Here is a 20,320-nt window from a genome sequence, read left to right as displayed (position 1 = left end):
CTCTCGGATCGTTCAACTGTCGGTTGCGGTGCGCACGTCGGCGCTCGTGGTGCGGGTCGTACGGGGGCGGGTCGGGGGTGCGGGGCTGACGGCGCCGAGCGCCCTGCGGGGCGGGCGGGCGGCCCGGGCGGTGGCCTCGGCGGCGTCGAGCAGCTCCCCGATCCGGGCGCCGGCCCGGCGGCCCTCCAGGTGCAGCCGCCCGACGTTGACCCGGCCTTCGGCGAGCAGGGTCAGCACGGCGGTGCGGCCCGCGGCGTAGGTGGCGACGTAGCCGCCCTCGCCGCGCACCAGCAGCTCGCGGAAGCCGCCGTGTCCCGTCGCGTCGCTGACCCGGACGGCCACGCCGAGCGCGGCGGCGGTCAGCGCGGCCAGGCCCTCGGGGTCGACGCCGGGGGTGTCGTGGGCGACGACGAGTCCGTCGACGCCGGCCGCCAGGGCGCCGGTGAGCTGCGGCACCCGGGTACGCAGCCGGTGCAGCTCCTCCAGGACCGCCCGGAGGTCCTCCTCGGACACCATCAGCTCTCTCCTCTCAGCGGGGCGGTGCTCGGCGGGACGGTGCCGTTCAAAGCGCCTCCAGCGCATCCCTGAGCCTCTTCAGCAGCGCGATGTCGGGGTCGGCGACCGGGGGTGGGTACGGCGGCGCGGGGTCCGGGACCGCGGGGGGCACCGGCGCGAGCCGGCCGGCCGCCGCGAGCCGGCGCACGTCGACCAGCGTGTGGAAGGCCTGCCGGCCCAGGTTCCGGGCGATCCCGGTGGCCGTGCGGACGCCGTCCACGCGGTCCAGGACCGCCCGCTGCCGGGGCGTGAGCGGCGCGGGTGCCACCGGGTCGGCGCGGATCAGCGGGGCGCTGTCGGCGGCCGGGTCGGGCCACAGCCGGTGCAGCAGCAGCCGGCGGCGCAGCGTCTCGCGTTCCAGCGCGACGACCGGCACCGAGGGCAGCGGCCCGGGCCGGGGGGCGTTGTCGTAGCGGAAGCGGCCCGGGGTGCTGCTCGGGGCCAGCGCGAAGTACCCGGCGTCGTACAGCGCGTCCAGGTGGCACAGCTCCAGCGCGCCGGCGGGCAACAGCCCTGATTCCAGCAGGAGTTCGGCGGTCCGCAGCGGGCCCGTGGTGCGCGCGGCGGCCTGTTGCCAGGCGGCGGCCGCGAGGGTGCCGTGGGCCGTGAGGAGCACGTCGAGGCCCGGGGAGGAGGGGCTCTCGGCGTGCACCACCCGGCCCTCGGCGAGGTGCAGGACGCCGTGCTCGCGCACCAGGACGCCGGTGGCGCGCTCCTCGGCCAGCCGGGTCAGCATCGGCGACAGGGCCCGGCCGGCCGCCTTGTCGCGCACCGGCAGCGGAGGTATGTGCGTCACGGTCATCCCAGCACCAGCCGGGCGGCCATCTCGCCGAGGCGGATCCGGGCGAGCGCGAGGTTGCCGTCCTCGCGGCCGAGCCACAGGTGCAGGAACACGCTGCTGTCGAAGGACGTGTCCACGAACCGCAGCAGGTGGTAGCTGTCGCGGTTGCTGACGATCACGTCCTCGACGGGTGGCCGCCCGTCGTCGGCGCCATCACCGTGGAGGGCGAACGCGCCGTGCTCGGCGGCCATCCGGGCCAGCTCGGCGGCCTCGGCGGCGGTCGTCTCGTGATCGCCGCCGGGCGCCTCCCCGACCGTGCCGAGCGCCAGTCCGCTCGTCCAGTCCACGAGCGAGGCACCCCGCGCACCGGGCAACCGCATCGCTTCCAGCAGGCACTCGTCGATTCCGGGCACCGTGGCTCCCCTCCCGCCTGGGACTCCGGCTGAGTGACGCCGACACTACGCACCGTGCGCGCCGCGGGTGAGGCCTTTGGCATTTTCCAGTGGAACATGCGTCCGGCGTACTAGTGTGGGCCAACTGGCCTCTGTGACGCTGGAGTTGATCCAGTTGTGCGCGGGGGAGCGGCGTGCGTCAACGGCTCCCGGGCGCCCGCAGGATGGTGAGCGCGTCCGCGTGCGCCCCTCCGGACTCCGCCACCACCTCGGCGACGGTCTGCGGCTCCCGTACGACCGCGAAGGCGACGCCTCCCGCACCGTCCGGCGCGAAGCCGTAGATGCCGGGCCGGGCAAGGGAGTTGTAGGCGTAGTGGTGGGCGAAGTAGTACGCGCCCGTGTCCAGCGCCGCCGCGTGGTCGCCCTGCTCCAGCGCGGGCAGCGCGCGCCCCTCGGCGAGCAGGTCGCCCGAGAAGCAGGCCGGCCCGGCCACGTCCTGCACCACCTCCGGCCCCTGCTTGGGGCGCCCCTTGGCGTCGTACGCGGCGATCCTGAGCGGCCACGCCTCGGGCGCGTACACCGTCCGCGTCGCCACCTGCACGCCCGCGTGCGTCACCGCGATCCGCCGCCCGCCCGCGCTCTTGGCGTACTCCACCCGCGCCACCACCGTCCCGTGCCGGGCCATGAGTGAGCGCCCGAACTCGGTCACCAGCCCGTAGCGCCCGTCGAACAGTCCCGGCACCTGACCGGCCAGCACGCGCGCGTACTGCGCGTACGTCGGCTCCGTCGCCTCCGAGGCGAAGTCCACGGACAGCCCGCCGCCGATGTCGAGCGTGTCGACCTGCCGCCGGCCGGCGCGCGCGTTGATCTCCTCCGCGAGCGCGTACGTCTCCGCCACGCCCCGCGCCAGCAGCGGCAGCGGGATGCCCTGTGAGCCGGTGTGCGCGTGCAGCCGGGTCAGCCACGGCCGCGCCACGAACGCCCGCACGACCCACTCGCGTGCCCCCTCGTCGCGCAGGGGCACCCCGAACTTCGAGGTCGCCGTCGCCGTGGACGTCGCCCGGATCGAGCCGCCGCCGAGCTGCGGATTGACCCTGAGGCCCAGCGGGGAGCGGGTGGACCCCGTGCGGACGAGTGCGTCCAGCCGGTCCAGCTCCTGCGGGTTGTCGGCGTTCACGGCGATGCCGAGGGCCAGTGCCTCGCGCAGCTCGGCCGGGGTCTTCGCGGGCGCGTCCAGCACCGTCCGCTCCGCCGGCACCCCGGCCGCCCGCGCCAGCGCCAGCTCGCCGGGGCTCGCCACCTCCGCGCCGAGCCCCGCCTCGTGCAGCAGCCGCAGCACCGGCACCAGCGGGGTGGCCTTCACCGCGAAGGCGTGCAGCACCGGCGTGCCGGGCGGCACGGCCGTGTCGAACGCCGCCCGCAGCGCCGCCGCCGACCGCCGGATCCCGGTCACGTCCAGCAGTCCCACCACGGCCGCGTCCGGACCGAGCAGCCCCTGCTCCACGGCCGCGCGCACCGCCTCGTCCCGCCGGGCGGCGCGCTCCCGCGCCTCGGTCTCGACATCCCGTTCCACGGTGTCTCCCCTCAGGTCGGCCCCAGGTGCATCCAGCCAAACACCGACGACGTGCGAACGCGCTCCCCCCGATGTATTGACTAGTTCTATTCAGGAAGTCAGGATGTGAATAGACATAGCAACAGGAGGAGGCAGACGATGTCGGGACCCCGCCCCGTACGAGCCCCGCGCGGCACGGAACTCAGTGCCCTGGGATGGCAGCAGGAAGCCGCCCTGCGGATGCTCCAGAACAACCTCGACCCCGAGGTCGCCGAGCACCCCGACAAGCTCGTCGTCTACGGCGGCACCGGCAAGGCCGCCCGTGACTGGCGCTCCTTCGACGCGATGGTCCGCACCCTGAGGACCCTCAAGCAGGACGAGACCATGCTGGTCCAGTCCGGCCGCCCGGTCGGCGTCATGCAGACCCACGAGTGGGCCCCGCGCGTCCTCATCGCCAACTCCAACCTGGTCGGCGACTGGGCCAACTGGGAGGAGTTCCGCCGCCTGGAGGCCCTCGGCCTGACCATGTACGGCCAGATGACCGCCGGCTCCTGGATCTACATCGGCACCCAGGGCATCCTCCAGGGCACCTACGAGACCTTCGCCGCCGTCGCCGCGAAGAAGTTCGGCGGCACCCTCGCGGGCACGATCACTCTCACCGCCGGCCTCGGCGGCATGGGCGGCGCCCAGCCGCTCGCCGTGACCATGAACGACGGCGTCGCGATCTGCATCGACTGCGACCCGCGCGCCATCGAGCGCCGCATCGAGCACCGCTACCTCGACGTGAAGGCCGACTCACTGGACCACGCCCTCCAGCTCGCCACCGAGGCCCGCGACGCCCGCCGCCCGCTCTCCGTCGGCGTCCTCGGCAACGCCGCCGAGCTGGTCCCGCAGCTGCTCGCGATCAACGCGCCGATCGACATCGTCACCGACCAGACCTCCGCCCACGACCCGCTGTCGTACCTTCCGGTGGGCGTCGCCTTCGAGGACATGGCCGACGCCGCCGCCAAGGACCCGGCCGGCTTCACCACGCGTGCGCGTGAGTCCATGGCGAAGCACGTCGAGGCCATGGTCGGCTTCATGGACGCAGGCGCCGAGGTCTTCGACTACGGCAACTCCATCCGCGGCGAGGCCCAACTCGCCGGGTACGACCGCGCGTTCGCCTTCCCCGGCTTCGTCCCCGCCTACATCCGCCCGCTGTTCTGCGAGGGCAAGGGCCCCTTCCGCTGGGCCGCGCTCTCCGGCGACCCGGCCGACATCGCCAAGACCGACAAGGCGATCCTGGAGCTGTTCCCGGAGAACGAGTCCCTGGCCCGCTGGATCACGATGGCCCGCGAGCGCGTCCACTTCCAGGGCCTGCCCGCGCGCATCTGCTGGCTCGGCTACGGCGAGCGCGACAAGGCTGGCGAGCGCTTCAACGACATGGTCGCCTCCGGCGAGCTGGCCGCCCCGCTGGCCATCGGCCGCGACCACCTGGACTGCGGCTCCGTGGCCTCGCCGTACCGCGAGACCGAGGCCATGCTCGACGGCTCCGACGCCATCGCCGACTGGCCGCTGCTGAACGCCATGGTGAACGTGGCCTCCGGTGCCTCCTGGGTCTCCATCCACCACGGTGGCGGCGTGGGCATGGGACGCTCCATCCACGCCGGGCAGGTCAGCGTGGCGGACGGCACGAAGCTCGCCGGCGAGAAGATCCGCCGCGTGCTCACCAACGACCCGGGCATGGGCGTCATCCGGCACGTGGACGCCGGGTACGACATCGCCGAGTCGGTCGCGGCCGAGCGGGGGGTCCGGGTGCCGATGCGTGAGGGTGACGGCGCGTGACCCAGCGCTCTGCCGCGCCCCGGCCGGTACGGGCCGACGGCACACCGTCCGTCGGCCCCGCCGGCCACCGCACGCCCTCCTTCCAGGAGATGTGGCGCGAGCTTCTTCCCGTCGGCCGGCACTCCGACTCCGGTGGCTACCGGCGGTACGCCTGGACCGGGGCCGATGCCGAGTGCCGGGCCTGGTTCCAGGAGCAGGCCGAGGCGCGCGGGCTGGCCTACGAGGTCGACCGGAACGGGAACCAGTGGGCCTGGCTCGGGGACCCGGCGGCCGGGGACGCCGTCGTCACCGGGTCGCATCTCGACTCCGTGCCGGACGGCGGGGCCTTCGACGGGCCCCTCGGGGTCGTGTCCTCCTTCGCCGCGCTCGATGAACTGCGCGGCCGGGGCGCGCGGTTCGGCAAGCCCCTGGCCATCGTCAACTTCGGCGACGAGGAGGGCGCCCGGTTCGGGCTCGCCTGCGTCGGGTCGCGGCTCACCGCCGGGCAGCTGACCGTCGAGCAGGCGCACCGGCTGACCGACGCCGACGGAGTCACGCTCCCGCGCGCCATGGAGGCCGCCGGGTACGACCCCGACGCCATCGGGGCCGACCCCGAGCGGCTGGCCCGGATCGGCGCCTTCGTCGAGCTGCACGTCGAGCAGGGCCGGGCACTGGACCTGTCCGGGGATCAGGTGGGCATCGCCAGTGCCATCTGGCCGCACGGACGCTGGCGGTTCGACTTCCGGGGCGAGGCCAACCACGCCGGCACCACCCGGCTGGTGGACCGGCGCGACCCGATGCTGTCCTACGCCGAGACCGTGCTCGCCGCCCGCCGGGAGGCCGCGCTCGCCGGTGCCGTGGCCACCTTCGGGAAGATCTCCGTCGAGCCCAACGGGGTCAACGCCATCCCCTCCCTCGTGCGCGGCTGGCTCGACTCCCGCGCCGCCGACCAGGACACCCTGGACACGGTGGTCGGCGGCATCGAGAAGGCGGCCCGGGAGTACGCGGACGCCCACGGCATCGACCTCGACGTCGTCCGGGAGTCCTTCACCCCCGTCGTCGAGTTCGACCACGCCCTGCGCGACGAACTCGGCCGCATCCTGGGCAAGGACACCGGCCTGACCGTGCCCGTCCTCGGGACCGGGGCCGGACACGACGCCGGAATCCTCTCCGGGAGCATTCCGACCGCCATGCTGTTCGTGCGCAACCCCACCGGGGTCTCGCACTCCCCGGCCGAGTCCGCCGCCGAGGACGACTGCCTGGCCGGGGTGCACGCGCTCGCCGACGTACTGGAAGGGCTGGCCCGCACGTGACCAAGGCGACCTACTGGCTGGAGCACGCCTGGCTCGACACCACCGTCGAGCCGGGCGTCGCCCTGGACGTGGAAGGCGGGCGGATCAGCGCCGTCCGCACCGGTGTCACCGCCCCGCCGCCCGGCGCCGAGGTGCTGCGCGGCCTGACCCTGCCCGGCCTGGCCAACGCCCACAGCCACGCCTTCCACCGGGCGCTGCGCGGCACCGTCCAGGTCGGCAGCGGCACCTTCTGGACCTGGCGCGAGGTGATGTACTCCGTCGCCGACCGGCTCAGCCCGGAGACCTACCACGCGCTCGCCCGCGCGGTGTACGCCGAGATGGCCCTCGCCGGCATCACGGCCGTCGGCGAGTTCCACTACGTGCACCACGCGCCCGGCGGCACCCCCTACGCGGATCCCAACGCCATGGGCGAGGCGCTGATCGCGGCCGCCGCCGAGGCCGGCATCCGGATCACCCTCCTCGACACCTGCTATCTCTCCGCCGGCTTCGGCGAGGCCCCCAACGCCCGCCAACTGCGGTTCTCCGACGGCAGCGCGGAGGCCTGGGCCGAACGCTGTGCAGTTCTCAAGGAACGGGATCACGCACGGATCGGGGCGGCGATCCACTCCGTACGGGCCGTGCCCGCCGCCCAGTTGGCGACCGTGGCCCGATGGGCCGGGGAACGGCGGGCCCCGCTGCACGTGCACCTGTCGGAGCAGACCGCCGAGAACGACGCCTGCCAGGCCGCCCACGGCTGCACGCCCACCCGGCTGCTCGCCGACCACGGAGTCCTCGGGCCGCGCACCACCGGGGTGCACAACACCCACCTCACGGACGAGGACATCGCCCTGCTCGGCGGCTCGGGCACCGGCACCTGCATGTGCCCGACGACCGAGCGCGACCTCGCCGACGGCATCGGCCCGGCCGTCGCCCTCCAGCGGGCCGGCTCCCCGCTCTCGCTCGGCTCCGACAGCCACGCCGTCATCGACCTGCTCGAAGAGGCGCGCGCGATGGAGCTGAACGAGCGGCTGCGCACCCGCACCCGGGGCCACTGGACCGCGAACTCCCTGCTGCGGGCCGCCACCGCCGACGGCCACGCCGCCCTCGGCTGGGACGAGGCCGGCACGCTGGAGGCGGGCGCTCTCGCCGACTTCACGACGATCGCCCTCGACTCGGTCAGGACAGCGGGCCCGCTGCCCCGACTGGGCGCCGAGACGGCCGTATTCGCGGCGACCGGGGCGGACGTACGGCACACGGTCGTGGGCGGGCGGCAGGTCGTACGCGACGGGGCGCACACGCTCGTACCCGATGTGCCGCAGGCCCTCGCGCGGGCAGTCGAAGCCCTCCGCTCCTGACCACCACCCACGAGGACACCATGAGCAGCAGCACCGTCATCACCAACATCGCCACGCTGGTCACCAACGACCCCTCCCTCGGTGACGGCTCCCCTCTCGGTCTGATCCAGGACGCGGCCGTCGTCATCGACGGCGACCGCGTCGCGTGGACCGGTGAATCCAGCAAAGCACCCGCCACTGACAACCGGGTCGACGCGGGCGGCCGGGCGGTGCTGCCGGGCTTCGTGGACTCCCACTCCCACCTGGTCTTCGCGGGTGACCGCACCCAGGAGTTCAACGCCCGTATGTCCGGCCGCTCCTACACGGCGGGTGGCATCCGCACCACGGTCGCGGCCACCCGCGCCGCGAGCGACGCGGACCTGGAGGCGAACCTGACCCACTACCTGGCGGAGGCGCTCCGCCAGGGCACCACCACCTTCGAGACGAAGTCGGGCTACGGCCTCACGGTCGAGGACGAGTCCCGCGCCCTGCGCATCGCCGCGCGCCACACCGACGAGGTGACGTACCTCGGCGCGCACATCGTCTCCCCCGACTACGCCGACGACCCGGCCGCCTATGTCGCCCTGGTCACCGGCGAGATGCTGGACGCCTGCGCCCCGCACGCCCGCTGGATCGACGTGTTCTGCGAGAAGGGCGCCTTCGACGGCGACCAGGCCCGCGCGATCCTCACCGCCGGCAGGGCGAAGGGCCTGCACCCCCGCATCCACGCCAACCAGCTCTCCTACGGCCCCGGCGTCCAGCTCGCCGTCGAACTCGACGCGGCCAGCGCCGACCACTGCACGCACCTCACCGGCGCGGACGTCGACGCCCTCGCGAACAGCGCCACGGTCGCCACCCTCCTGCCCGGCGCGGAGTTCTCCACGCGCGCGCAGTGGCCGGACGCCCGCCGTCTCCTCGACGCCGGTGCGACGGTCGCCCTGTCCACGGACTGCAACCCGGGCTCGTCCTTCACCTCCTCCGTCCCGTTCTGCATCGCCCTGGCCGTCCGCGACATGCGGATGACCCCGGACGAGGCGGTCTGGTCGGCCACGGCGGGCGGTGCGGCGGCCCTGCGCCGCACCGACATCGGCCGCCTCACCCCGGGCGCCCGCGCCGACCTGACCCTCCTGGACGCGCCGAGCCACGTCCACCTCGCCTACCGGCCGGGCGTGCCCCTGGTCAGCGGCGTGTGGCGGCGGGGGGAGCGGGTGGTCTGAACGGCCCGCGCCGTTCGCGGAGTTCAGGCAGCCCCTGCCCGCCAGCGCTGTTCGTCGCCCCCGTCCAGCGGGTCCAGGGAGACGTCGTGGCGGCCGTCGGGGGTCACCGCCGTGTCCGGGGCGATGGCCGGGCGGATCGTGCCGTCGGGGGTGACGGTGAAACGGAGGTTGGCGCCGTTGCGGCCCTGGACCGAGTCGCAGGTCCAGACGCCGACGCCCCGGTCGGTCGCGCCCCGGCTGTCCAGGCAGAACGAGTCGTCGGCCGCCGAACGGACCACACCCAGGCCGGTGTCCACGCGCCAGCGCTGGGTCGGGGAGTCGGAACAGGGGGCCGTGACGACGTCGTTGCCCTGCTCCGGATCGCCGTCGCGGATGTCCAGACAGCGGCCCGTGGCGAGGTTCACCACCTGGGCGTACGACGCTCCCGGGGGTGTGGACGAGGGCGTGGGGCGCGGTGTGGGTGCCGGTGCCGGGGTGGTCGGGCCGAGGGAAGTCCCGATGGGGGAGGGGGAGTTCGAGGGGCTTGACGGGGACGCGGACGGGGACGGGCGCGGGGGCACCGAGATCGTCGCCGTCACCGTCACCGGGGGAGGGGGCGGGGTCGCCGACGTCGGTTCCCGATCCCGCGTGCGGTCCGGGGTGAGCAGGAAGACCAGGAGCGGGATCAGGGCCACGCCCAGGGCCGCCGAGGTCAGCAGGGCGCGGCGCCCGGCGGGCCACGTCGCTCCCGGCCGGACGGCGGGCGGGCCGGCGGTGGCCGGTGGCTCCTCGGTGCGCAGGTACGCCGCGCCGTTCCAGGGCAGCAGGCCCTCCGCCAGGGTCGGCCGGGGTGCGTCCCGCAGGGCCCGCAGGTCCTCGTAGGCGGCCGTGCAGTGCGGGCAGCTCGCCCTGTGGGCGTCCAGGTCGGCGCTGTGGCGCGGGCCGTCCGGCCGTACCGCCTCCTCGATCAGCCGGCGGAAGTCGGCGCAGCGCGGGTCGTCGGAGGCGGCCAGGCGAAGGCGCAGGCAGGCCCGGGACAGGGAGGTGAGGGCCTGCGGGGTGCCGTACGCCACGTCCGTGCGGCTCAGGCCGAGGAAGGCGGCGGTGCGCTCCTGCGGCTCCTGTTCCAGTACGCCGTACCAGAGCAGGCCCTGGGTGCGGGAGGGCAGCGAGCGGAACGCCGGGAGGAGGGGCGGCACGGGGCCGTCGGGCAGGCCGGACGCGTTCCGCACGAGCAGCAGGCCGGGATCGACGCCCGTGGAGCGCTCGTCGCGCGCCCAGGCCGTCGCCAGCCGGGCGGTCAGCAGCAGGAGGCGGTGGCGCAGCGGGACGGCCGGGTCGACGCCGCGCGCCGTTTCGCGGGCCGCCGTGGTGAAGGTCTCGGCCGCCAGCCGGCGGGCGGCGGACTCGCTCGCCGCGCACAGCCGGGCGTAGGCGAGGACCGCCGGGTGGTGCCGTCGACGCAGTTCCTGCAACGCGGGGTACGCCGTGGGGGTGGGGGTGCGGAGGAGCTCGGCGAGGCGCGAGTCCGGCGCGTCCGCCAAGCCGCTCTCCGATGTGCCCCCTTCCGGCATGCCTCGTTCCGGCGTGCCGCCTTCCGGTACGGCCCTGTCCGCCCCGGCCCCGTCCGCCTCGGCGTCGTCCCCCTGAGCCATCGTCCCGCCTCCTCGCGACGCCGGGCGGCCGCGCAGCCCGGGCCCCCGTCCGACCTACCGGCCGGTTTGTGGGCCCATGGTGGTGGAGGGTGCCGGGCGGGGAAAGAGGTTTCCCGGGGTAACCGGATAACGGTTGGGGGCGCATGCGTCACCCGGCCCGCACATGCGTCACCCGCCCGCACACGCCACAGCGGCCCGGTGCCGGTGCGGGCCGGCGGCCGGGCCGTCGCTGCGGCGGTGTCACCTCGAAACGGCGTCGCGGGGTCGCGGGGCGGAGCTCACTCCTCCAGCGTCAGCCCCTTGCGCAGGCGCACCAGCGTGCGGGAGAGCAGCCGGGACACATGCATCTGGGAGATGCCGAGTTCGTCACCGATCTCCGACTGGGTCATGTTCGCCACGAAGCGCAGCGAGAGGATCTTCCGGTCCCGGGACGGGAGTTCGGCGATCAGCGGCTTGAGGGACTCGACGTACTCGATGCCCTCCAGCCCGTGGTCCTCGTACCCGATCCGGTCCGCCAGCGCGCCCTCGGTCTCGTCCTCCTCGGGCTGGGCGTCCAGCGAGGAGGCGGTGTAGGCGTTCGAGGCGGCCATGCCCTCGACGACCTCGTCCTCGCTCAGGCCGAGCCGCTCGGCCAGCTCCGCGACCGTGGGGGAGCGGTCCAGCTTCTGGGCCAGCTCGTCCCCGGCCTTGGCCAGGTCGAGGCGGAGTTCCTGAAGCCTGCGCGGGACGCGCACGGACCACGACGTGTCACGGAAGAACCGCTTGATCTCGCCGATGATCGTCGGCATCGCGAAGGTGGGGAACTCCACCCCGCGCGACAGCTCGAAGCGGTCGATCGCCTTGATCAGGCCGATCGTGCCGACCTGGATGATGTCCTCCATCGGCTCGCTGCGGGAGCGGAAGCGCGAGGCCGAGAACTTGACGAGGGCGAGATTCAGCTCGACGAGAGTGTTGCGGACGTACGCGTACTCGTGCGTCCCTTCCTCCAGCGTCGCGAGACGCTCGAAGAGGGTCTTGGACAGGGCCCGCGCGTCGACCGGACCGATCTCGTCGTACGGCGGGATCTCAGGGAGTCCCTCGACGGGGTCGAGGGGGTCGATGGTCCGATCCAGCTGTTCCGGTGGGGGTGTCGACGTCGCGGACTGGGTATGCGATGCGTCGAGCCGGGGTGACATGGTGTCCTCCATCGTTCTCGGCTTATGGCTGCCGATGCCAATGCGTGCACTGCGGAGTGCGGCGCCTCCAAAGCCGACGTGGGCCGTCGCGGCCCGGTGGGGTTTGTGTCCTTACTAGCCCTACCGGCTTCCGTGAGGCGATCGCAAGTGCGTTCCGTTCACATATGTCCGAATATGTGAGGTTGTTCAGGTGTCGGAGTGCGTTCGGAAGGCGTAATGTTCGAGGGCATCAGCGGCCACGACCTCGGGAGAGAGAACGGCATGGACCACGGGATGGTCGGCAGCGCACAGTCGGGCCGGCTCCTGGTGGAGGTGCGGGAAGAGGGCTCCAGTGCCGTCGTCCAGCCGGCGGGTGAGCTTGACCACCACACCGCCGATCTGCTGCGCGAGCCCCTCGACCACCTTCTGGCCAAGGGCTTCTCGCGCCTCGTCGTGGACTGCACGCGCCTGGAGTTCTGCGACTCCACGGGCCTGAACGTCCTGCTCGGCGCCCGGCTGAAGGCCGAGGCCGCCGGCGGCGGGGTCCATCTGGCGGGGATGCAGCCGGTGGTGGCCCGCGTGTTCGAGATCACAGGAGCCGAAGCGGTCTTCACCGTGCACGACTCCGTGGCCGCGGCCCTGGCGCCCGGCGCCGACTGAGTCCGCCGGCCCCGCTCGCCCGTCCTTCGCGCCCTGCCCGTCCTGCCCGCGCTCCCGCCCGCCGCTCCGTCGGACGGCGTTCGTGTCCCGCGCCCCCCTTGTGACGAAATCGGGGGGTGTTCCGCCGGATCGGTCGGGCAGGAGAGGGCAGGAGGGGGCGGGAGTGGACACGGGAGTGGGCAGAAGTAAGCAGGAGTGGGCAGGTGGCGGCCGGTCGGTGCGGACCGCTGTCGGCCTTTGAAACGTGAACTGGTGGATCGGTGAGGTGAAGCGCTGATGAGCACCACCCGGCCTTGCTCGCCGGGCGACCGCGGCCCGGAGTCCAGCGGCGCTTCCGGGGCGTCCGAGGAGGGTGCGCCGGGCACGGGCGCGCCCATGGGGGCGGCGGCCGCGGGCATGCCCGTGCGGGCGGAGACGGACGCGCAGGCCGGGGACGCCGGCGGTGCGCAGGGCGTCGGCGGGCGGCAGATCCGCAGGCTGACCCTGGAGGGCGAGAGCGGGGTCGTCCCGCTCGCCCGTGACTTCACGCGCCAGGCGCTGTACGCGTGGGGCTGGCTGCCCGCCGCCACCGCCGACCAGCGCGCCGCCGCCGAGGACGTGCTGCTCGTCGTCTCCGAACTGGTCACCAACGCCTGCCTGCACGCCGAGGGCCCCGACGAACTCGTCCTCGCCTGCGACGACAAGGTGATCCGGCTGGAGGTGTCCGACCGCGGCGCCGGCCAGCCGGCCCCGCGCACCCCGCACCGGGCCGGCCGCCCGGGTGGCCACGGGATGTTCATCGTGCAGCGGCTCTGCCTGGACTGGGGGGTCGTCCGGACCCCGGGGCGGGCGGGCAAGACGGTGTGGGCGGAGCTGGGCGCTCCGCTGTGAGCGCCGCCGGGCTCCCGTAGCTCCCTGAGCTCGCCGGCCGCGGACCGTCTTCGTCACGAATCCTCCCCCGTACCGTCTCTTCCTTCCTCACGCGCCCCGGCGTACCTTGACGGGCCATCTGATGAACCGTCAGGAATGGGGTGGACCGATCGTGTCGTACCCGAAACGAACCGCCGCGCTCGCGTCCGCCGCGGCCCTCGCCGGGTCGGTGCTGCTGCTGGCGGCGCCCGCGGCGCATGCCGATGTCGTCGACGTCAACTACCGCTGCCAGACGCCGATCGGGGTCAAGAGCGCCGTCTCGCCCATCAGCATGACGGGCGTCAAGAGCGGCGCCAACTACAAGATCACGATGTCCTGGCAGAAGGGCGTCTCCTCCAGCCCGGTCGAGCTGGGCAAGGGGGCGATGACCCCGAGCGCCACCATCCGGCTGGGCGGCGCCGACAGCGGCTCGCTCCCGGTCAGCGGGCCCCCCAACGCGGCCGCGATCCCCGCCAACACGCCCATCAAGATCAGCGACTTGAGCGGGACGTACACCCCGAACAAGACCGGCAAGGTCACCTTCACGCCGGGCACGCTCACCATCAAGGCGCTCGGTACGACGACGACCTGCACGCCGACCAACAGCCCGGGGCCGGGTCTGACCCTGGACGTGACGGCGGCCGGCGGTTCCTCCTCCTCGGGCGGCTCGTCCTCCGCGGGGTCGTCCTCGTCCGCCTCGGGCGGCACCTCCGCCGCCGGACAGCTCCCGCAGACCGGCCCCGAGGACTCGGCGGTCGCCCTCGGCACGCTCGGCGCCACGGTGTTCCTCGCCGGCGCGGCCGGTGCGCTGTGGCTGACCCGCCGCGGGCAGTCCGTACGCCGCTGACCCCTGGCCACCGCTGGAGCCGCCCATGCCGTCCGCCGCCCGCGCCCTGACCTGCCCCCTGCCCCTGGCCGCCTGTCTGCTCCTCGCCGTGCTGGGCGCGGCGCCGCCCGCCGCAGCCGCGGACCCGGGCTGGTCCGTCGCACCCGTCGGCGGCGGCCGGCCGTCCTTCTACGCCGAAGGCCCGCCCGGTACCGTCCTCCAGGACGCGGTGTCCGTCACCAACTCCGGGCGTGCGCCGCTCGTCGTCCGGTTCTCCGGCACCGGCCTGCGGACCGTGTTCGCCCGGCCGTCGCTGCGCGTCCCCGCCCGCACCCGCGCCGAGGTGCCCTTCACGGTGACCGTCCCGGCCGGCGACGCACCCGGAGTCCGCTCCGGCGCCGTCGTCGTACGGGACGCGAGGGGACGCACCGTGAGCGTGCCGGTCCGGCTCCGGGTGGGCGGTCCGGCGCTCGCCGCGCTGACCGTCGAACACCTCGCCGTGCACGCCCACAGCATCACGTACGACCTGGTCAACCGGGGCACGACCGTGCTCGCGCCGACCCTCGCGGTGCGCGCGGACGGCGTGTTCGGCCGGGTGCTGGACCGCGCTCCGCGCGCCCTTGCGCTCCGGGTGCGCCCCGGCGCCCGGATGCGGCTCACCGAGCCCTGGCCCGACCGGCCCGCGCTGGACGCCGTCGACGTACGGCTGACGGTCACGGCGCCGGGCGGCGCGCGCGACACGGCGGCCGCGTCGGCCCGGTTCGTGCCGTGGGCGCCGTCGGCGGGGGCGGGCGGTGTCGTCCTGGCCGGGGCGGGCGCGCTGTTCGCCGTACGCCGCCGACGGGGCCGTACGGCGACGTACGTCCCGCAGGAGTCTGCCGAACTCCCGTGCCCCGACCCTGAGTTGACGGAAGGCGCGGTGAAGTGAACGGACATGTGAGGCCTGCGCGGCAGCCGGTGGGCGCGACGGTGCTCGCGCTGCTTCTGTTCTGCGCGGCCCTCCCCCTCGCCGCCCCGGCACACGCGGCGGACGGCCCGACCGTGAAACTGTCCACGACCCAGGCCGGCACCGGCGGCTCGGTCACCGCGAGCGGTACGGGCTGGCGGCCGAACACGCTGCTGATGCTGCTGGTGTGTGGTCGCGCCACACCCGCCCGGGGCGTGATCGGCGGCACCAACTCCTGTGCCAACGGCGACGGCCGGGCCGTGACCACCGACGCGCAGGGCGCCTTCAGCAAGAGACTCCCGGCCGCCGAACCGCCCGTGCCCTGCCCCTGTGTGGTGCACGTGGCCACGGTCACCGGGACGCAGGCGACGGCGGACGCGGTCCTGGAGGTCGCCGGGCATCCGGTCGCCCCGCTGCCCGCCGAGCCGTCCGGCGGCCGGCTGGCGATCCTGTCGGACACCCGGCTGACCGGTTCGAGCGGCCTGCTGACCTGGTTCGGGGCGCCGCCGAGCCGCAGCCTGGTCTTCACGATCGGCAACACCGGCACGAGCGCGATCAAGGACCCGGTGTTCCAGGTCGGCTCCGCACACGGCGTCTTCGCGCCGCAGTGGGACGACCGGCAGTGGCAGGGCACCCTGGCGCCCGGTAAGAAGGCGCAGGTCAAGCTGCCCGTCGAGCTGACGGCCGGGGCTCACGGCGACTACACCGTGTCCCTGAAGTACGACGGCAAGGTGCTCGCCGAGCAGCCGTGGGGCGTGGGCCGGCCCTGGGGCGTGACCCTGTTCTGGCTGCTGCTCTGCCTCGTGGTCCCGGCCGCGCTGTTCCGGATCGGCATGGCCGTCGTGGACCGGGTACGGCCCCCTCGCCCCGGCGGCGCCCACCGCACCCGCGGCATGCGCCTGCCCGACCTGCGCCTGCCGCTGCCCCGCTCCCGGACCGGCTCCGGCTCCGAAGATCCGCCCCCCTCGACCCCGACCCTGCCGTGGTTCGCCCCGGACTCCGTCCCGGGCGGCCCGGCCGGCCGGCTCTCCGCACCGCACACCGACAGCCCGACGAGTCCTACGACTCCCACCACGAAGGGACCCACGTGAGCAACCGAAGGAGAGGTACGGCCGCGGGCGCCGCGCTGGCGCTGTGCGGTGCGGGCGTCCTGCTCGGCTTCGCCGCGACCCCCGCACAGGCGGCCGAGGTGTCGTTCGCCACCCACTGCGTGCCGCCCGCGGGGATCACCCCCGTCGACGGCACCACCAAGGTCGAGATCACCGCGCCGGCGACCGCGAAGGTCGGCGACACGGTGGACGTCGTGTGGAAGTTCGTCCAGGCCGCGTCGAAGAACCCGAACATCATCGACCTGCCCGCGAACTCGGTCCAGCCGTCCGGGGTGCTGAAGGCGGCCGGCGCGCAGAGCGCCGACATCGCCATGCAGGGCCCGCGGCAGAACCCGGCGATCCCCAAGGGCGGCGACATGGTGCTGTCCGACATGAAGGGCAGCCTGAAACTGACGACGGCCGGCGAGGTGACGCTGACGCCGGACGCGTACACCGTCAACGCGATGTCGACCGACACCAAGTGCACACCCAAGGAGACCGTCCAGAAGGCGGCGACGATCCAGGTGACGGGCGCCGGTGGCGGCGGCACACCCACCACGACACCCACCACGACGCCGACGACCACCCCGACGACCACGCCGACGGCCACCCCGACCCCGTCGGGCACGCCCACGGCCACGTCCACCGGCGGCAGCGGCGGCCAGACCGACTTCACCGGCAAGGAGGTGCAGATCCCGTACGCCTGCAAGACCCCGATCGGCGACAAGAGCGCGACCTCGCCGGTGCAGATCAACGCCAGGAAGAACAGCGGGAACTTCGACCTCACCGTGCAGTTCAAGAAGTCCGTGATGAACAGCCCCGCCGACATCCCGGCGAACTCCGTGAAGCCGTCCATGGAGGTGGTGCTGGGCGGCGCGGACAAGGGCACGGTGCATGTGGAGGGGCCGATGAACGCCGGACCCATCAAGTCCGGCGACCCGATCACCATCCCGGACCTCACCGGCACCTACAAACCGGGCGCGAGCGGCAGTTCGACGCTGTCCCCGGGCGTGCTCACGGTCAAGGCGCTCGGCACGACCACGACCTGCACGCCGACGAAGACCGAGGTCTCGCTCACCCTGGACACCAGCCAGCAGCCGGGCGGCGCGTCCGGCGGCACGTCCACCGGCGGCGGCACGAGCGGCACCACCGGCTCCGGCGGCGGCTCCGGCGGCCTCGCCGACACCGGCGCGAGCGACCACGGTGCCCTGAAGGCCCTGGGCCTGGTGGCCGGTACGGCGATCCTGCTGGGCGGCGCGGTGTTCACGTTCATGCCGGGACGCAGGACGCGATAAACACCCCAGGGGCGCGGGGCGGTATCGACATGCGGCTCCGCCGCGTGGGCGCGACCAGCCACGACGGGCCCGCGGTCGCACACCGAGGCCGGCCCCTGGGGCGCTGCGCGCTGCCTCGCGCATACCAAGAGGGCCGCCGCACCCACATGGATGCGGCGGCCCTCTTCGGCCAAACCCAGCGGCAGCGACTAGTGCACGTCGCCCATCAGCTTGTTGACCTTCTTGCGGTACATCCACACCGCCGCACCGGCGAGCACGGCGAGCGCGGCCTCCAGGGCGACGAAGCCCTGCTTGTCGAGGTTGACGCCGCCGACGGCCGGGTTCGAGAGCAGCGCGGTGATCGAGTCGCCCGCGGTGACCGCGAGGAACCAGACACCCATCATCTGGGAGGCGTACTTCTTCGGCGCCATCTTCGTCGTCACCGACAGACCGACCGGCGACAGCGTCAGCTCACCGATGGTCTGCACGAAGTAGATACCGACGATCCACATCGCGGCGGCCTTGTGACCGCCCTCGGCGATGGACAGCGGGGCGAGGAAGACGAAGAAGGAGACACCGATCAGCACCAGACCGGACGCGAACTTCACGATCGTGCTCGGCTCGCTGCCGCGCCGGTTCAGCCACAGCCACAGCCAGGCGAAGACCGGCGCCAGCGCCATGATCATGACCGGGTTGACCGACTGGTACCAGGAGACCGGGAAGCCCCAGCCGAAGATCGTGTTGTTGGCCGAGCTGCTCGCGAACAGCGACAGGGTCGAACCACCCTGGTCGTAGATCATCCAGAAGACGGCGGCGGCCACGAAGAACCAGATGTACGCCGTCACCTTCGACTTCTCGCCCGCGTCCAGGTCCTTGTCCCGGCGGATGCGGGCGATGACCAGGATCGGCACGATCAGGCCGATGATCGTGAGCGGGATCAGCGCCCAGTTCAGCGTGAAGTGACCGGTGCCGCCGACGACGCCGTAGAAGACGGCCGCGACGGCCAGCCACATCAGGCCCTTGCGCAGGGTGGCGGACTTCTCCGCGGGGGTCAGCGGGGTCGGGACCTCGCTGCTCTTCTCGCTCAGGTGGCGGCCGCCGAGCAGGTACTGGGCCAGACCCAGCGCCATGCCGAGCGCGGCGAGCGCGAAGCCCAGGTGCCAGTTGACGTTCTCACCGATCGTGCCGATGACCAGGGGCGCGACGAAGGCGCCGACGTTGATGCCGATGTAGAAGAGCGTGAAGCCACCGTCACGGCGGGGGTCGTCGGCGCCCTTGTAGAGGTGGCCGACCATCGTGGAGATGTTGGCCTTCAGCAGACCGGAACCGATGGCGACCAGACCCAGGCCGACGAAGAAGCTGGCGGCGACGGGCAGGGCCAGGCACAGGTGGCCGAGCATGATGATCAGGCCCGCGACGGCGACCGTCTTGCGGGGGCCGAGCACGCGGTCGGCGAACCAGCCGCCGGGCAGGGCGAGCAGGTACACGAGCGACACGTACACCGAGTAGATGGCGGTCGCCGTGCCCGCGCTCAGGTGGAGGCCACCCGGGGCCACCAGGTACAGCGGGAGCAGGGCCCTCATGCCGTAGTAGGAGAAACGCTCCCACATCTCGGTCATGAAGAGGGTGGCCAGGCCGCGGGGGTGGCCGAAGAAGGTCTTCTCGGAGCCGGGGGTGCCCGGGCGGACCGAGTCCTTCGTCAGGCTGGACGCCATGGTCGTTCCTTGCTGGTCGGGACGCGCTGCTGGAGCGTTGCGCGCCCGGTGGGGGTGTGGCCGGCACCGGCGAGGTCGGTCGTCCACCCCCACGCCCGGGGGGAGTCCGTCTCCGGATCACGGAAGCGGGGGACGGCGACCACCGGGATCCACGCCCCGACGCGACGATGCGTCCGGGGCCCGGCCAGAGGTCATTCCTTTCAAGGCTGGCGGTCGCCAGCCCGTACACAAAAGAGACCCTCAGCGTCAGATGCCCGCCAAAGGTCCCCGGATGTACTACAGGCGTTCACGTCACTGTACGGCAGGACACTGCCGGATATGGAAGGACTTGAGACGCGGATCACAGGTGTCAAGGGAACCGCAGGAACGATTTCGAAGGTCCCTCCACGATCGCATCTCCGGACCGATGGTCCGAACCACCAGTTCAGCAAGGTAAGAGTTCCAGGAAGCGATCACACCCCAGCGAGGCGCGCGGGCGGTCTACCATCACCTCTATGACCCGTGTACTGCTCGCCGAGGACGACGCGTCCATCTCGGAGCCGCTGGCTCGCGCCCTACGCCGGGAAGGTTACGAGGTCGAGGTGCGCGAGGACGGCCCCACCGCGCTCGACGCCGGAATGCAGGGCGGTGTCGATCTGGTCGTACTGGACCTGGGACTGCCCGGCATGGACGGCCTGGAGGTCGCGCGCAGGCTGCGGGCCGACGGCCACACCGTGCCGATCCTCATCCTGACCGCGCGGGCCGACGAGGTGGACACCGTCGTCGGCCTGGACGCGGGCGCCGACGACTACGTCACCAAGCCCTTCCGGCTCGCCGAACTGCTCGCCCGCGTACGGGCCCTGCTGCGCCGCGGCGCCGCCGAGCCGCAGCAGCCGCCGGCCACCCACGGCGTCCGGATCGACGTCGAGTCGCACCGCGCGTGGATGGGCGACGAGGAACTCCAGCTCACCGCCAAGGAGTTCGACCTGCTGCGGGTGCTGGTGCGCGACGCCGGCCGGGTCGTCACGCGCGACCAGCTGATGCGCGAGGTCTGGGACACCACGTGGTGGTCGTCCACCAAGACCCTCGACATGCACATCTCCTGGCTGCGCAAGAAGCTCGGCGACGACGCGGCGAACCCTCGCTACATCGCCACGGTCCGCGGCGTGGGCTTCCGCTTCGAGAAGAGCTGAGCCCCGCCGGGGGGCCGTGCTCCCTCCGGGCCGATCA

18 protein-coding genes are annotated in these 20,320 nt (G+C 73.4%); 11 read left to right on the top strand and 7 right to left on the bottom strand.

The features are described from left to right. Window positions 1-12 precede the first annotated feature (12 nt). The 4 genes from AC4OXY_RS22380 to AC4OXY_RS22365 form a co-directional block, all read right to left on the bottom strand. On the bottom strand, window positions 13-516 hold the full coding sequence (locus AC4OXY_RS22380; RefSeq protein WP_362821490.1) for a roadblock/LC7 domain-containing protein: 504 nt from the start codon (window positions 514-516) through the stop codon (window positions 13-15). Window positions 517-562: 46 nt separating this feature from the next. Beyond that, window positions 563-1,357, bottom strand: coding sequence for a transcriptional regulator (locus tag AC4OXY_RS22375; protein ID WP_402062893.1), 795 nt, complete (start codon window positions 1,355-1,357; stop codon window positions 563-565). Then, window positions 1,354-1,749 (bottom strand): hypothetical protein, encoded by a 396-nt coding sequence (locus AC4OXY_RS22370; RefSeq protein ID WP_356027279.1) that lies wholly within the window; start codon window positions 1,747-1,749, stop codon window positions 1,354-1,356. Before AC4OXY_RS22370 ends, AC4OXY_RS22375 begins: the two co-directional genes overlap by 4 nt. Before the next feature lie 178 nt (window positions 1,750-1,927). Beyond that, complete coding sequence (locus AC4OXY_RS22365; RefSeq protein WP_491994628.1) at window positions 1,928-3,316, bottom strand: type III PLP-dependent enzyme domain-containing protein; 1,389 nt, start codon at window positions 3,314-3,316, stop codon at window positions 1,928-1,930. A 123-nt stretch (window positions 3,317-3,439) separates the two neighbouring features. On the opposite strand from AC4OXY_RS22365, the gene hutU reads away from it, so the two are divergent. The 4 genes from hutU to hutI all read left to right on the top strand — a co-directional run bounded on the left by hutU (window position 3,440) and on the right by hutI (window position 8,926). Further along, on the top strand, window positions 3,440-5,104 hold the full coding sequence (gene hutU / locus AC4OXY_RS22360; RefSeq protein ID WP_491994504.1) for a urocanate hydratase: 1,665 nt from the start codon (window positions 3,440-3,442) through the stop codon (window positions 5,102-5,104). A gap of 89 nt (window positions 5,105-5,193) precedes the next feature. After that, window positions 5,194-6,396: an allantoate amidohydrolase gene (locus AC4OXY_RS22355; protein WP_356027322.1), complete on the top strand. Its 1,203-nt coding sequence runs from the start codon at window positions 5,194-5,196 to the stop codon at window positions 6,394-6,396. Further along, window positions 6,393-7,730 carry a formimidoylglutamate deiminase gene (locus tag AC4OXY_RS22350; RefSeq protein ID WP_491994503.1) on the top strand — a complete coding sequence of 446 codons (1,338 nt, stop codon included), beginning with the start codon at window positions 6,393-6,395 and terminating at the stop codon, window positions 7,728-7,730. The genes AC4OXY_RS22355 and AC4OXY_RS22350 overlap by 4 nt, the downstream gene beginning before the upstream one ends. A gap of 20 nt (window positions 7,731-7,750) precedes the next feature. Continuing rightward, entirely contained in the window at window positions 7,751-8,926 is a 1,176-nt protein-coding gene (hutI, locus tag AC4OXY_RS22345; RefSeq protein WP_362821493.1) for an imidazolonepropionase, read from the top strand. Window positions 8,927-8,949: 23 nt separating this feature from the next. Here hutI and AC4OXY_RS22340 read toward each other — a convergent pair whose 3' ends face one another. Both AC4OXY_RS22340 and AC4OXY_RS22335 read right to left on the bottom strand, forming a co-directional pair. Further along, window positions 8,950-10,479, bottom strand: coding sequence for a ricin-type beta-trefoil lectin domain protein (locus AC4OXY_RS22340; protein WP_491994627.1), 1,530 nt, complete (start codon window positions 10,477-10,479; stop codon window positions 8,950-8,952). 359 nt (window positions 10,480-10,838) lie between these two features. After that, window positions 10,839-11,747 (bottom strand): RNA polymerase sigma factor SigF, encoded by a 909-nt coding sequence (locus tag AC4OXY_RS22335; RefSeq protein ID WP_356027291.1) that lies wholly within the window; start codon window positions 11,745-11,747, stop codon window positions 10,839-10,841. 249 nt (window positions 11,748-11,996) lie between these two features. Here AC4OXY_RS22335 and AC4OXY_RS22330 point away from each other — a divergent pair, with 249 nt between their 5' ends. The 6 genes from AC4OXY_RS22330 to AC4OXY_RS22305 all read left to right on the top strand — a co-directional run bounded on the left by AC4OXY_RS22330 (window position 11,997) and on the right by AC4OXY_RS22305 (window position 17,417). After that, window positions 11,997-12,374: an STAS domain-containing protein gene (locus tag AC4OXY_RS22330; RefSeq protein ID WP_356027327.1), complete on the top strand. Its 378-nt coding sequence runs from the start codon at window positions 11,997-11,999 to the stop codon at window positions 12,372-12,374. Window positions 12,375-12,650: 276 nt separating this feature from the next. Next, the gene (locus AC4OXY_RS22325) at window positions 12,651-13,244 is read left to right on the top strand and encodes an ATP-binding protein (protein WP_491994502.1); all 594 of its coding nucleotides are present in this window, start codon (window positions 12,651-12,653) and stop codon (window positions 13,242-13,244) included. A 151-nt stretch (window positions 13,245-13,395) separates the two neighbouring features. Continuing rightward, window positions 13,396-14,109 (top strand): LPXTG cell wall anchor domain-containing protein, encoded by a 714-nt coding sequence (locus tag AC4OXY_RS22320; protein WP_356027296.1) that lies wholly within the window; start codon window positions 13,396-13,398, stop codon window positions 14,107-14,109. Window positions 14,110-14,134: 25 nt separating this feature from the next. After that, entirely contained in the window at window positions 14,135-15,016 is an 882-nt protein-coding gene (locus tag AC4OXY_RS22315) for a hypothetical protein (RefSeq protein ID WP_356027298.1), read from the top strand. Next, on the top strand, window positions 15,013-16,125 hold the full coding sequence (locus AC4OXY_RS22310) for a hypothetical protein (RefSeq protein WP_491994501.1): 1,113 nt from the start codon (window positions 15,013-15,015) through the stop codon (window positions 16,123-16,125). Before AC4OXY_RS22315 ends, AC4OXY_RS22310 begins: the two co-directional genes overlap by 4 nt. Beyond that, complete coding sequence (locus tag AC4OXY_RS22305; RefSeq protein ID WP_376287221.1) at window positions 16,122-17,417, top strand: hypothetical protein; 1,296 nt, start codon at window positions 16,122-16,124, stop codon at window positions 17,415-17,417. The genes AC4OXY_RS22310 and AC4OXY_RS22305 overlap by 4 nt, the downstream gene beginning before the upstream one ends. A gap of 188 nt (window positions 17,418-17,605) precedes the next feature. Here the strand turns inward: AC4OXY_RS22305 and AC4OXY_RS22300 are convergent, their stop codons facing one another. Beyond that, a complete protein-coding gene (locus AC4OXY_RS22300) occupies window positions 17,606-19,111 on the bottom strand; it encodes a peptide MFS transporter (protein WP_376287218.1) in 1,506 nt (501 codons plus the stop codon). Window positions 19,112-19,605: 494 nt separating this feature from the next. Between AC4OXY_RS22300 and AC4OXY_RS22295 the strand changes: the two genes are divergently transcribed. Further along, on the top strand, window positions 19,606-20,283 hold the full coding sequence (locus AC4OXY_RS22295; protein ID WP_020940464.1) for a response regulator transcription factor: 678 nt from the start codon (window positions 19,606-19,608) through the stop codon (window positions 20,281-20,283). The last annotated feature ends 37 nt before the right edge of the window (window positions 20,284-20,320 follow it).

The organism is Streptomyces sp. HUAS MG56, from assembly GCF_058673395.1.
The sequence above is the reverse complement of the archived record's forward strand: the minus strand, read 5'-3'. Positions and strand labels throughout refer to the sequence as shown.